This is a genomic window from Streptococcus oralis (assembly GCF_022749195.1).
In the GTDB taxonomy this organism is placed as follows: domain Bacteria; phylum Bacillota; class Bacilli; order Lactobacillales; family Streptococcaceae; genus Streptococcus; species Streptococcus oralis_CI.
Window position 1 is genome coordinate 1180237 of record NZ_CP094226.1, and the last position, 12607, is coordinate 1192843.

The following is a 12607-nucleotide window of genomic DNA, read 5'->3' on the forward strand; positions in this document are numbered from 1 at the left end:
ACATTGTACAAGCGTTTGCAACTCTTTTTTAAATATTTTTTAAAATTTGAGTTTTGGTTCGTCACCCTCTTTTTTAATGATATGTTTTTTACCCAAAACATCTGTTTTAACTTTGTAAATAGAAAGATTTTCTATTTGCATATTTTTTTGGAATTGATTAGAGGAAGGTGGTACCTTTCCTAATACCTCCAGTTCTTCACCTTTCTCAAATCTTGCTTTTTCATAAGGTTTCAATTCTATTTTATGTTTTTCAAAACTTTTTGGATTATCTTTCCCAGTACGAGACCAAAATCTAAAAATTTGTTGACAATTCGTTTCAGTATCTTTAATTAAAATTAAATCATTTTTATATAGAGTAAACTTAAATTCAGAATTTTTGCCAATTCCCTCTTTCTCTCTTAATTTACTATACGTCTCTGTAGAAATACCATAAGCACCACCTTTTTCAAAAGGCAAATCTGCATACTTTAATCCTAAAAATTCATATTTTTTAGTTTCCATATTGTAATACACATCTGTTCTCCAAGGATTTAAAGATAACAAAGCTACAGTATTTCGACTCCCTTCAGGAGTTATATTTTTGTGTTTACCTAATAAAATATCGTAATATTTCAGACTTTTAATTTCTGGACCATTGCCTTTTTTACTGTACTTACAGATTGGCCCATTTTCTTGTCTATATTTCTCAAATGGATTAAAATCGACTAATTTTCCAGTTTTGTCGTATTCTTTAAATGGTCGATATTGTTCCATTATCTTCTCGATTACTTCATCCCAAGTTTTTCTATCTTTCTGAAACATTAAGAATTGGGATTTATCCTTATTGTATAAATCTAAAAACTTATAGAACCCAGTTTTAGAAGGGGTTTTAGTCCCTAAAGAATAGATATCTTTAATTTTTCCCAAAGTATAAGTGTATTCTTTTTTCTCTTTATCCAATTTCGCTTTTCTTGTTGCATAAATTGTAGCATCTGAAATTTTTCGATTAAATTTTGAATCTACTTGATAAGAAAATAGTATACTATCCTCAAATGTCTTGCTACGCAATGTGTCAACAAAATGGTCATAAGGCGCTTTAAACACTAACTCTTTATATTCATCATCAGTTAATGAAATAATTTCTCCAGTCTCTGAATCAACGAATTGTCCTTCTTTATAAGTAATCAGAGGATTATTCTGTTTTTTCCATAATCTTAATTGACTCGAAGCGGCAATAATTAAGGCATCAACAGCATGATGATGGTAAGTCTCACGAGACTTTTCAAGCCCCCACTTTCTTCTTAGCTGAGAAGTAAATTGTCCACGTACCACCGAAATAGTTGTATCGAATTTATGAGCTTTATAAAAATCTTGTAGAGCATTTAAAACAACGCGAGAGGAATATCGAGTATCAACCAAATTTCGTTCGATAAATTTCTGTTTTACTTCAATTTTACTAATGTCTTCTTCTGTTAAAAGATAATCTTTCTTTTTATTACTTAGTAATTTCGAATCTTTTACATAAGATTTAAACTCACGGTAGGACCAGGCATCATCCATACTATCTAAAGCCTGAAACGGAGTACGTTGGCCTTTTTCTTGGTTTGCTGTGGCAAGAACCAATACTTTATTAGATAGACTATCGTCAAACGATAAAGATAGAGGTAAAATATGGTCAATTTCGTACTTGTACTGATTGTGAATTAAATCTGAAATTGGAATATTCTTCCCAGTATAGAGACACTTCTCTCCCTGCTGGTGCCATAAACGAATCTTAGTAGCCAATTCCTTATGCCCATGAAAAATACTATCTGGTAACTCTTTTTTCCCATTGTATTGGAATGCAGCCTTTTCCATAGCTGCATTTTTCTCATCTTGGTTTGCCTTTTGACGTTTTATATAATCTTTCTTAGCGTCTTCTTCGTTATTTTCACGCGCCATTTCGATAACGATATTATCAAAGATACCATGTTTTTTAGTTGCTTCGTTGATTATTTTTATAGCTTGTCTGACAGATTTTGCTACTACAGGGTTATAGATTTCTTCTGTTAATTCTTTTTCATCAATATACTTAGTTCGTTTTGATGTCTCTTTAGATCTTTGTTTTCCCAATCGTGTGAGAATTGTCATTTGCTCTTCTGAAGTTTCATAAAGTTCTGGTATCAACTCCATCATGAGTTTAAGAGAAAAATTATGCCATCCCTTACTAAATAGACTACTATTATTTTTTCTAAATTGAACTAATTCAAGTACTTGATCTCGACTAAATACACCCATTAACTTCGAGTTAATTGCTTCTTCTATACCTTCTCGTTCAGTATTTAGAGTTAAAATATGGGCAAGCTCATCTAGAACATTTCTAGGCAATTCTTCAACCTTTATCGTTTCTAAAGATTGCATCTTTCGATAGACTTCAAAACTATGCATTTCAGGTTTATTGTTTACATCAACTCGATAACCACGTATCTGATCTACTGAAGCATCAATCATTTTGGCAATGTACTTCAATAAGGTTGAGGCTCCTAATGTTTTAGCCGATTTCGCATATTCAATGATTGTTTTCTTTTGTTCCTCACTAAGTTTCTTTGTTTCTGTAGGAACTGTTAAATTATTTAAATCATTTAGTAAGTTAAACTCTTGAGCAGTATAGGAAGCTTTAGAAGCTCTGTATTCCTCAGGATAAAATGTACATTTACCGATTAAAATACCAAAAATATTATCTAATGTTACGTACTCCCCTTTAGAATCTCTATGAGAAGTATACCGTCCATAATCCGTCCGAGATTTTTCATTACCTGGTCCATGATAGTATTTTCTTTTACCGGTAAGAATTGTTAAATAATCGGCTATAAACTCATCCGTAATCTGATTATTAAATTCTTGCTGTTTTCTTAAAATTCTTTCAGCTTCCTTTTTATATGCAGATGTTGAAAAAACATTGATTAATCGGCATTTCTCACCATTTTCTTCAACAGTAAAATCTCCCCTTAATTGACCATATTTTTCAAAACGCTCTAGTTGGATTTGACCTGGTGTTTGTTCAGCAAGTAATTTTCTATTTCCCTCAACAGCCTTGCCATAATCTGAAGATACTGCACCACCATCCTCAGAAGCATCATCTAAATAGCTAATACCACGTCTCTTAACAATGTTCTTTAAAGCTATGAACAGCTCTTCATTCGTTAGTTGCTGATTCAAGCCATCTACACGAAGTCGATATGGATTAAGATTAATGGATACCTTAGAAAAATCAGTTAACAAACCATAGTCTTCAAATAAATCTTGAAAGCGAACACCACGATGTTTTTTCCGACGATTTAATCGTCTAGCCTGTCTATTTTTTCTTCTTTCAACATTATTATCAGCTGTTGCAGCTGGAAAAAGTCGTGAATTCGCATGAATAATCTTTCCAGAATTTTTTTCTAGAATTCCCACTCCTACGGATGCAATACCAATATCCAATCCTAAAACTAAACCGTTCATAGTCAAGCTCCTAACTCATTATAATATTAATTAAATTTTACTCCTTACTACCTAAAAAATCAAATCATTATATGCAATTAACTAAAATATCCTGTCTTTTTATAATTATATGCAAATTCTCCCACTTAAATCATTCATCACAAACAAAAAAGCGTGATCTCACGCTTTTGGAGTTCTATTTTAACTTGAGTAATTTCTGTTTAAAATTACTCGTTTACTGCCCCCTGCAGGAATCGAACCTGCAACTACTCCTTAGGAGGGAGTTGTTATATCCATTGAACTAAGGGAGCTAGAGAAAAACTCTGCTGGATGAGCAGAGTTTTTTAGTCGAATTAACGACGGATTTCTTTGATACGAGCTGCTTTACCTTGAAGAGCACGCAAGTAGTACAATTTCGCACGACGTACTTTACCGTAACGAACAACTTCAATCTTTTCAACACGTGGAGTGTGGATTGGGAAGATACGCTCAACACCTACACCGTTAGAGATTTTACGAACTGTGTAGTTTTCTGAGATGCCAGCACCTTTACGTGCGATAACAACACCTTCAAAAATCTGGATACGTTCACGGTTACCTTCGACAACTTTCGCGTGTACACGAACAGTGTCACCAGGACGGAATGATGGGATATCTGTACGAAGTTGACCTTCAGTCAAGCTTTGGATTAATGGATTCATTTTATTCTCCTATCTTTGTCAATCTTGAGGAACCTTCCTCAGCGGATAAACTGTATTTTTGTGCGTCCATTACACACAAGATACAGTTTACCAAATTTCCACCTAAAAGTAAAGAAATTTATAGCAGAATTCCTAAAAAAATCGCTAGAAAACCGCCTATGTAAGTTAAGAGAAAATAGCTATAAAATACCTTATTGTCACTTAACAGTCTTTGTAGCTCATCATTCAAGGTTGAAAAGGTCGTCAACCCTCCACAAAAACCTGTCGCTAGGATAGCATAGACTTCCTTGGACTCCACATGATTGTAGAGTAGGCCGATCAAAAAACATCCTAGAAGATTGGCAATGAGAGTGCCCAATGGCAATTTAGAAGCTTGATTATAGCGGGAAAAGAAATAACGCACCAGGGCTCCAAGCCCGCAGGCGATTGCAAGATAGACGATTACCATTTCTTCCTCCCTAGAACATAAGCCAAGAGTAGACCTCCACCAATGCTCAAAAATAAGTAGATGCCTAAGCTAAGATAACGCCCAGTATCGAGCAATTTCACAGCATCCAAGAGTAGACTAGAAAAGGTTGTTAAACCTCCGCAAAAACCCGTCCCCAGCGCCAAAACCAAGCCTTTACTAGTTCCCTTATAGACCAGATAGCCTTTCACCAGATAGACCAGGCAGAATATTCCCAGATAATTGACGAGAAGGGTTCCCAAAGGAAAGTCTGGGCTAGCTGGTAACCAAATGGAAATGAGATAGCGGATAAGGCCTCCCACCATTGCAGCCAGAAAAATTCCGAGCGGATAGAATTGTTCTTTTTTCATTTGATATTTTGATCCTGATAATCACGCGAACGTTTGAGAATGTCTGAAAAAGTCGCAACAATGGTCTCCTGATAGCGCTTATCTTCTACTCGATTTCTGACTTTTTCAAAAATGATTGCTTCTCGCTTGGTATCTAAGATTGGCTTACCAGATGCTTTCTTATAGGCAACTACTCCCTCAACCAAATGCATCCGTTCTTCTAGGAGCTTGACGATTTGGTCGTCGATTTGATCAATTTCTTGCCGAATAATATCTAAATCCATGGCATCTCCTCCTTTATTTGAATTATTGTATCAAAAAGCCTCTAAATAGGCTAGTAAAATCCCAAAAAAACTAATAAAAAAACGCACTGACTCCTTCCAGTCAGCGCAGTTTGATTCTTATCCTACTTTTGCAGCCAATTCTTCTGCGAATTGTTCCAAACGTTCGATGTCTTCTTCTTCGGCAGAAAGGTCTACTTTAACACACTCCGAACCTTTTTCTGCTCCTGTCGCTACAAAAACGCGATCAAAGTCATCAACAGCCTTACAGAATTCGTCGTAGAAGGTATCTCCTGAACCGACCACTCCGTAGATTTTGCCATTCAAGTTGAGATCTGCTAGGTCTTCGTAGAAGTCCATCATCTCATCTGGCAATTCTCCATCACCGTAAGTATAAGTCGCAACGATTGCGATGTCCGCCTCCAAGAAGTCTGAAGCGTCAACAGTCGTACATTCATCCACATCGACATCCAAGCCCAAGTCACGCAATTTATCTGCTACAATATCTGCAATTTCTTCGGTATTACCGGTCATACTGGCAAATACAATTTTTGCTAATGCCATATCGTCCTCCTCAATTTATCTTTCTCCATTATATCATATCTTTTTCATTTTAAAAATAAAAATTCTTGTGCTACAATGAAATGAGAAAGAATTGAGGTTATTTATGGAAATTTGCCAGCAAATATTAGAGAAAATCAAAGAATACGACACGATTATCATTCACCGTCATATGAAACCAGATCCAGATGCCTTAGGGAGTCAAGTGGGCTTGAAAGCTCTTCTCACACACCATTTTCCAGAAAAGACCATCAAAGCAGTCGGTTATAACGAACCAACTCTAACCTGGATGGCGGAAATGGATACTGTCCAAGACAGTGACTACCAAGGAGCTCTTGCTATTATTTGTGATACAGCGAATCGTCCTCGTATCGATGATAAACGCTACGAACAAGCTGCTTTCACCATCAAAATCGATCACCATCCAAATGATGATATCTATGGTGACCTATCTTGGGTGGATACAAGTTCAAGCAGCGCCAGTGAGATGATTGCATTATTTGCTCAAGAAAATCAGCTAACTTTGTCTAGTGAAGCCGCACAACTTCTCTATGCAGGAATTGTTGGAGACACAGGGCGTTTTCTCTACCCTTCAACTAGTGCCCGTACCTTTAGAATAGCTAGCCAGCTCCGAGAAGTTGATTTTGACTTTGCTGGATTGTCTCGTCAAATGGATACCATGAGCTTCAAGATTGCAAAACTGCAAGGCTTTGTCTATGATCATTTGGAAGTTGATGAGAATGGAGCTGCACGCGTTCTGCTTACTCAAGACATCTTGGAAAAGTATAAGGTTACGGATGCTGAAACAGCAGCGATTGTTGGGGCACCTGGTCGAGTTGATACTGTTAAGGCTTGGGCTATCTTTGTTGAACAAGCTGATGGCCACTTCCGTGTGCGAATGCGTAGTAAAATCACTCCTATCAATGAGATAGCCAAAGAACACGACGGGGGAGGGCATCCATTAGCCAGTGGTGCCAATTCCTATAGTCTAGAAGAAAACGAACAAATATATAAAGAACTGAAAGAGGCTCTACAGATTCACCAAGGCTAAGAAAGAATTTTCTTGGCCTTTTATATGCTAGATTCTTAAAATATACGGTTTCTTTGTACCTCAGTTTATGGTATAATAAATCAAACTGAATAAAAGGAGACTTAATAATGGAAAAAAATCGTTTGTTTATCCTCATTTCTGCTGGAGTAGCCATTCTTGGTTCACTATTGCCATGGGCTAGTTTAAATGCAGGTGCTTTTGGGTCCTATAGTGTGAATGGTTACCAAGGAGATGGGTGGTTTATCATTATCGCTGCTATTGTGTCTATTGTTCTTGCGTGCTTGAATAATATGAATAAAGCAATGCCTAAAGGTTTCTCAATTGGTGTCATTGTTGCGGGTGCAATTGCATCTCTCGTCACACTAATTAATCTTTTTAGTGTAAACAAGTACGTGTCTAACTTTGGTGGATATGGCGTTTCAATCGGCTTTGGTTTGATTTTGGCTCTTCTTGCTAGCATTGCACTAGTTGTAACTGGTCTCTTGGCGATGTCAGGTGGTAAAATTACAAAAGAATCATTTACTGAATTAGCTGAGTCTGGTAAAGATTTTGCTCAAACTGTCGGACGTGTAACAAGCTCTACCGTTAAAACTGCAGTAGAAGAAATTAAAAAAGAATCTCAAGAACATAAAAAAGAAGAGACTACAGCTGAAAAAACAGAGACTGTTAAAGAGGAAATCGAGCAAAAAGAAGAAGCTAAGGAACCAGCCAATGTAGAAGCTGAATCAGCAGAAGAAAATGCAGAACCAGTAAAAGAAGAAACTACTGAAACTAAAAAAGAAGTTGAAACTGTAGCAGAAAACACAGAACCAGTAAAAGAAACAGAAGTAAAAAATCAACAAGAAGAAAAAGCTCCAATCCAAGAGAGCTAATCATTCTTCTACCCTCACTCCAGTAAACACTGGAGTGATTTTTTATCAAGATTTTTAATAAAATCAGGGAAAAGACTTGCCAAACTTATCAGAATCTGATAGACTAGTATGGTAACAATCTATGGCTCGCAAAGAGACCATGGCAGAAAGGAAATATTGCAAAATGAAAAAAGATATCCATCCAGAATATCGCCCAGTTGTCTTCATGGACACAACTACTGGTTACAAATTCCTTAGCGGTTCAACAAAACGCTCTAACGAAACTGTTGAGTTCGAAGGCGAAACTTACCCATTGATCCGTGTGGAAATTTCATCAGACTCACACCCATTCTACACTGGACGACAAAAGTTCACTCAAGCAGATGGACGCGTGGATCGTTTCAACAAAAAATACGGTCTCAAATAATCAACCGCATTTATTGCTTAAAAACGTTGATACAAAGCCTTTTCCAAGAAATTGGAATTGGCTTTTTTTATTTTTAGTACCGTTTTTGGTACCGTCTTGGATAACTAACCTTTTGCACTATCCAGGTAATCTACAAATTTTGTGATAGCTTTCTTCTCTCCTGCTACTGTAGAATGGCTATAAGTATCCAGGGTCATCTGACTACTTGCATGACCTAACCTTTTGGCTGCATTAACAGGATCTACACCCGTTTCAATCATCAAGGTAGCATGAGTATGTCTGAAACCATGAGGAGTTATCTTCTTCAAGCCATGTTTCCTGATAATGCGCTTCAGTACACTATTGATATAGTCCTGGTATAAAGGCTCTATCTTTCCATCTCGGTCAACAAACGTAAACATGTAATCACTATCAATCAATGGGGTAACTGACAGTTGCCCCTTTTCTCTTCTGCTCTTTTGTTTCCACTCTTTCAAAATCGAGACTGTCTCAGTATCTAAAGGGATTTGCCGTATTGAAAACTTGTTTTTGGTGCTTTTCTCAACGGCTTTCCCCTTGATTCTACCTAGATTTTTGCTGATAGAAAGTAATTGATTGTCAAAATCGATGTCAGACCACCTCAAAGAATACAGCTCCCCTTTCCTTAAGCCACTATAGGCCAACAAACGAAATAAGGCATAGTTTTTATATGGCTCTTCTGCCTTAATAATAGCTAAAAACTCATGCAACTCCTCAACGCTAAAGAAGTTCTCTGACTTCTTCCGCTCTCTTTTGGGGAGTATCGTTTGCTTCATTGGGTTGTCTGTAATCAATTTCATTTTCAAAGCAAAATCAAACACTTGGCTAGTATAAGATTTTACCTGTTTGATATTTCTAAAAGTCTGACCTTTTTCGGTAATAAAGTCTTGGCATTGCCAAGGAGTAATTTTGGAAATTTTCATCTTTCCAAGAACTGGCAAGATATGGATTCTAAACAAATCATCTGTACGGACGCTTGTCGTCCTCTCTACTGTGTTTTGATAAGTTTTGAACCATTCTTCAAAAACTTCATCAAAACGTCTCTCAGAGGCTCTCAGAATCCCTGAGAGGTCGCCTGACGCTTTTTTGTGGTAAATCATAGCTTCATACTGTCTAGCCTCTCTAAGGCTCTTAAAACCGCTTTTAAAGAAGTCCTGACGTTTGCCATCAATCACCCTGTAGATTCTGACCTTATAAAGATACCCTGATTTAGACTTTTTAGCCTTATATTTAATAATAGACATTCTAATTTCTCCTTTATTTTTTAAGGTTTCGGGGCTTATAAAATAAAGAAATCATGATTGTCAGTTATTTCTTACGCTTTTTCTCTTCTTGCCGTCTCTTGTATTCAGGACTCTCTACCCATGCCTCCCAGACATAATGATAAGGGGAGTCTTCTGCTCCTGATTTGTTAATCAGGAAAGGGATAAGGCCTTGTTTCTCATCAGCTATAAATTCCTTAATAGCTTTAACCAAAACAGGGTTGAAGCCTTTTTTACTTGCTAGAAAATCAATGTAATCAGACAAGGCCTCTGACTGATTGAGTTCTTTAAGTATAATTGCAAGTTCATCACCAAATGGAGTCCATTGAGTGATTTTATTTTCAATCGTACTTTTTCCCTGAAGCACTTTGGCGAAGCCTTTAAAAATTTCTTTGGCTGATCCTGGATTGACTAATACAGGGTTGTCATCAAGCCCCAGCAAGTAAGGGATAGACACGCCAAAATATTCCGCTAGAATTTTAGCATTTTCTATACTAAGATTTGTTTTTCCATTTTCATATTTTCCGTATTGAGACTGGTTAGTATTCAAAACTTTTGCTAAGTCAGCCTGAGTCAATCCTTTTTCTTTTCTTAAAACTTTTAGTCTATTGCTCATTTTATACCTTTCTGACATTTTATATTTAAAATTATAACACAAATAATTAAAAAATAACTTTTTTCTTGACTTAAGTTATTTTTTAACTTAAAATAATAGTTATAAAATAACTTTCGGGGTTTATAAAATTAAGAAAGGGGTCAGAATATGACAGAAAATTTTACTATCCACCTCCCAAAAGCAACAGAAAAGAAGTTGCTTGCTCGTTACGATACCATGCTTCAGAAAGCTATTGAAAAAGCTTTTGAAGACCAGGAGCTTTATAAGCCCATGCTACGAATGTCAGGCTTGTGCCGTTGGCTTGATGTATCCACTACTACCATTGTCAAATGGCAACGTGAAGGCATGCCTCACATGGTCATTGATGGAGTGACCCTGTACGATAAACACAAAGTCGCTCAATGGTTACAACAATATGAAAGGTGAGAAATATGGATTATGGTGATGATTATTACTTAATACCTAAAGTATTATTTCAAGACGATTTCTATAAGGATTTGGTACCCCTTGATATTATTGTCTATTCTGTGCTAAGAAACAAACAAGAAGAAGCAATAGAGAAAGGTTGGGTAGATGATGAAGGAAATATTTACCTAGCATATAGAATTGAGGATCTAGCAAAAAAATTTTCCTGCGCCAGAACGACTATGGTCGCTGTTTTACAACGCTTGGAATCTGTCAACTTAATTGAACGTGAACGGCAATGGAATACAAGCTATTATAACCATAACTTACCATACATGACTTACATTAACGAGGTGTAAATATGATAAAGATTTACTTTGGAAAAGACGTTGCACTTAATCAAGCTATCCAGTCACGATTGGATAGCTATCAGCTTGAATATCAAGTATTCTCAAGTAAAGATATAGATACTAAAACGTTGATGGAATGGCTTTTTAGGTCAACTGATATATTTGAACTGTTAAGTACTAAGATGTTGAAGTATAAATTAAATACACAAATTACACTTAGTCAATTTGTTAGAAAGATTTTGAAAGACGTTGATAGTTCCTTAAAACTCCCCATTGTTGTAACAAAAGAAGCCATCTATTCGAACATGACTCCAGAATATGTTGGGACACTCTTGCCAAAAGAATACCGTAAAGCAGAACGAGAGAATTTATTTAAGAAATTTGAAAAGCTAGATGAAGGTAGACGTTTTTGGAGAAATTTTGAGATTGTCCGTAAACAATCTGAATTGCCTTGGTTTGAATTGCACAAGTTGCTATTTGCTGATGTGTCTGACGATTTAGGAGAAATGAAAAAAGCTAAAGATCGATTCTTTAAGTACAAGAAAAACAAGCAGATTCCCCCTGAAGATATCATCGAAAAAATCTTTGAAATATTTTTGATTGAAAGAGTTGACCTTTTTCAAAAATCTGTTTCAGATCTACAAAATTTCTAGTCCTAAAACAGTTTTGAAAATGACCATGAAAATATTTTGTAAATGGTATTTTGAGACTAAATTTTTGAGCTTTCTCAAAATTTATAACGCGGGCCCCTCTAACAGCCCGCTATGTTCCCATTTCGTGGGATTTTACTGCACCCATTTTTTGGCAAGTTTGACCGTAGCAAAATGAAAATGGTCCGACGAAGTCGGCTTGGGGTTGCTCCCCCAAGAATGTCATTTTACGGAGGTCTTTGCGCAGACAAAAAAGAGGCGCCGATAGGCGACCTCTACAAGAAAGGAGGTTGATTTGGAATTAAAAGTTAGCTTGGACAACATCACTATTACAGCTTATATCAAACCTATCAAACTCCTTGAACTCAAAAGTTTGATAGAAAGTCATACAGCCATTATCGTCCAGACTGCAATGACTGATATGTTTAGAGCAATCACTCGGGACGGAAGTCACGTTAGACTCCTCCTAGACTACGACAAATTAAAAGGACAAGCCTTTAATGCTCGCCCTTTCAGGATAGAGTTTAACCCCAATAAACTCCGACAGATTGATATTAATATCTTAGATACAATTATACCATATCTTGAAGATATTGCAATCTCTCGAGTCGATTTAGCTTTTGATATATTTGAAGTTGATTGTAGTGAGTTTATTCTTGAAAAGAAAGGCCGCCCTACTGCTACCAAAGAATGGAGAGACCAGAATGGAAAACTAGAAACTAAATATCTAGGCGCCTCCAGGTCAGAAAAGCAAATCAGACTCTATAACAAAAAAGTTGAACAATTAGAAAATGGCTCTGATGAAGACAAGAAATTTGCCCAGCAGTTCCAGCATTGGTGGCGCTTAGAATTTCAGCTCCGCAGTCGCTCGGTTGAAGAAATATTTGAAGTCATTGACTCTGTTATCTTTAAACCGTTTAACTTTGAAGGTTTAGGCATAGAGGCTCAACTTTACTTACTTGCCCTTACTCGTGATAAAGGAATCTGGAACAAAGTCAGTAAAAACACACGTACAAAATACAAGAAACTTTTACAGACCTATAAAACATCTGATATTGACTATCTGAAATTGATGAAAGATTTATTAAAACATGAACGACCAATATTAGAAAAACAGCTTGCTTATTATGGGGGAAGAGAAACAAAAAATAGCTTTCAACCATTTGGTTGAAAATCTAGTATTAACAAGGAGTTACGA

Annotated in this window: 15 protein-coding genes and 1 tRNA gene; 7 read left to right on the forward strand and 9 right to left on the reverse strand. The window is 36.3% G+C overall.

The window, feature by feature from the left end:
- Positions 1-39: 39 nt before the first annotated feature.
- The 7 genes from cas9 to MP387_RS05800 form a co-directional block, all read right to left on the reverse strand.
- Positions 40-3462, reverse strand: a complete 3423-nt coding sequence (gene cas9, locus MP387_RS05770; RefSeq protein ID WP_242745702.1) for a type II CRISPR RNA-guided endonuclease Cas9 — start codon at positions 3460-3462, stop codon at positions 40-42.
- A gap of 218 nt (positions 3463-3680) precedes the next feature.
- Positions 3681-3752: transfer RNA gene (locus MP387_RS05775), tRNA-Arg, on the reverse strand.
- Positions 3753-3794: 42 nt separating this feature from the next.
- Positions 3795-4142 (reverse strand): 50S ribosomal protein L19, encoded by a 348-nt coding sequence (gene rplS, locus MP387_RS05780; protein WP_001068669.1) that lies wholly within the window; start codon positions 4140-4142, stop codon positions 3795-3797.
- Positions 4143-4260: 118 nt separating this feature from the next.
- Complete coding sequence (gene crcB, locus MP387_RS05785; RefSeq protein ID WP_242745704.1) at positions 4261-4590, reverse strand: fluoride efflux transporter CrcB; 330 nt, start codon at positions 4588-4590, stop codon at positions 4261-4263.
- Positions 4584-4958, reverse strand: coding sequence for a fluoride efflux transporter CrcB (crcB, locus tag MP387_RS05790; RefSeq protein WP_242745705.1), 375 nt, complete (start codon positions 4956-4958; stop codon positions 4584-4586). The genes crcB (MP387_RS05785) and crcB (MP387_RS05790) overlap by 7 nt, the downstream gene beginning before the upstream one ends.
- The gene (locus tag MP387_RS05795) at positions 4955-5221 is read right to left on the reverse strand and encodes a chorismate mutase (protein ID WP_242745707.1); all 267 of its coding nucleotides are present in this window, start codon (positions 5219-5221) and stop codon (positions 4955-4957) included. The genes crcB (MP387_RS05790) and MP387_RS05795 overlap by 4 nt, the downstream gene beginning before the upstream one ends.
- 117 nt (positions 5222-5338) lie before the next feature.
- A complete protein-coding gene (locus MP387_RS05800) occupies positions 5339-5782 on the reverse strand; it encodes a flavodoxin (RefSeq protein WP_001162125.1) in 444 nt (147 codons plus the stop codon).
- A 103-nt stretch (positions 5783-5885) separates the two neighbouring features.
- On the opposite strand from MP387_RS05800, the gene MP387_RS05805 reads away from it, so the two are divergent.
- From MP387_RS05805 to MP387_RS05815, 3 genes are all read left to right on the forward strand, one after another.
- Positions 5886-6830, forward strand: coding sequence for a DHH family phosphoesterase (locus MP387_RS05805; RefSeq protein ID WP_242745709.1), 945 nt, complete (start codon positions 5886-5888; stop codon positions 6828-6830).
- 107 nt (positions 6831-6937) lie between these two features.
- Positions 6938-7702 carry a lantibiotic ABC transporter permease gene (locus MP387_RS05810; protein WP_242745711.1) on the forward strand — a complete coding sequence of 255 codons (765 nt, stop codon included), beginning with the start codon at positions 6938-6940 and terminating at the stop codon, positions 7700-7702.
- Positions 7703-7865: 163 nt separating this feature from the next.
- On the forward strand, positions 7866-8108 hold the full coding sequence (locus MP387_RS05815; RefSeq protein WP_000710762.1) for a type B 50S ribosomal protein L31: 243 nt from the start codon (positions 7866-7868) through the stop codon (positions 8106-8108).
- A gap of 104 nt (positions 8109-8212) precedes the next feature.
- On the opposite strand, the gene MP387_RS05820 is transcribed toward MP387_RS05815, so the two are convergent.
- Both MP387_RS05820 and MP387_RS05825 read right to left on the reverse strand, forming a co-directional pair.
- Positions 8213-9370, reverse strand: a complete 1158-nt coding sequence (locus MP387_RS05820) for a tyrosine-type recombinase/integrase (RefSeq protein ID WP_125456958.1) — start codon at positions 9368-9370, stop codon at positions 8213-8215.
- A gap of 64 nt (positions 9371-9434) precedes the next feature.
- Positions 9435-10004 (reverse strand): helix-turn-helix transcriptional regulator, encoded by a 570-nt coding sequence (locus MP387_RS05825; RefSeq protein ID WP_242748052.1) that lies wholly within the window; start codon positions 10002-10004, stop codon positions 9435-9437.
- Positions 10005-10151: 147 nt separating this feature from the next.
- Between MP387_RS05825 and MP387_RS05830 the strand changes: the two genes are divergently transcribed.
- From MP387_RS05830 to MP387_RS05845, 4 genes are all read left to right on the forward strand, one after another.
- Positions 10152-10430, forward strand: coding sequence for a DNA-binding protein (locus tag MP387_RS05830; RefSeq protein WP_125456960.1), 279 nt, complete (start codon positions 10152-10154; stop codon positions 10428-10430).
- A gap of 5 nt (positions 10431-10435) precedes the next feature.
- Complete coding sequence (locus tag MP387_RS05835) at positions 10436-10768, forward strand: replication initiator protein A (RefSeq protein WP_125456961.1); 333 nt, start codon at positions 10436-10438, stop codon at positions 10766-10768.
- Between the two features lie 2 nt (positions 10769-10770).
- Entirely contained in the window at positions 10771-11412 is a 642-nt protein-coding gene (locus MP387_RS05840; RefSeq protein ID WP_242745718.1) for a hypothetical protein, read from the forward strand.
- A 292-nt stretch (positions 11413-11704) separates the two neighbouring features.
- Positions 11705-12580, forward strand: coding sequence for a replication initiation protein (locus MP387_RS05845; RefSeq protein ID WP_125456963.1), 876 nt, complete (start codon positions 11705-11707; stop codon positions 12578-12580).
- Positions 12581-12607 lie beyond the last annotated feature (27 nt).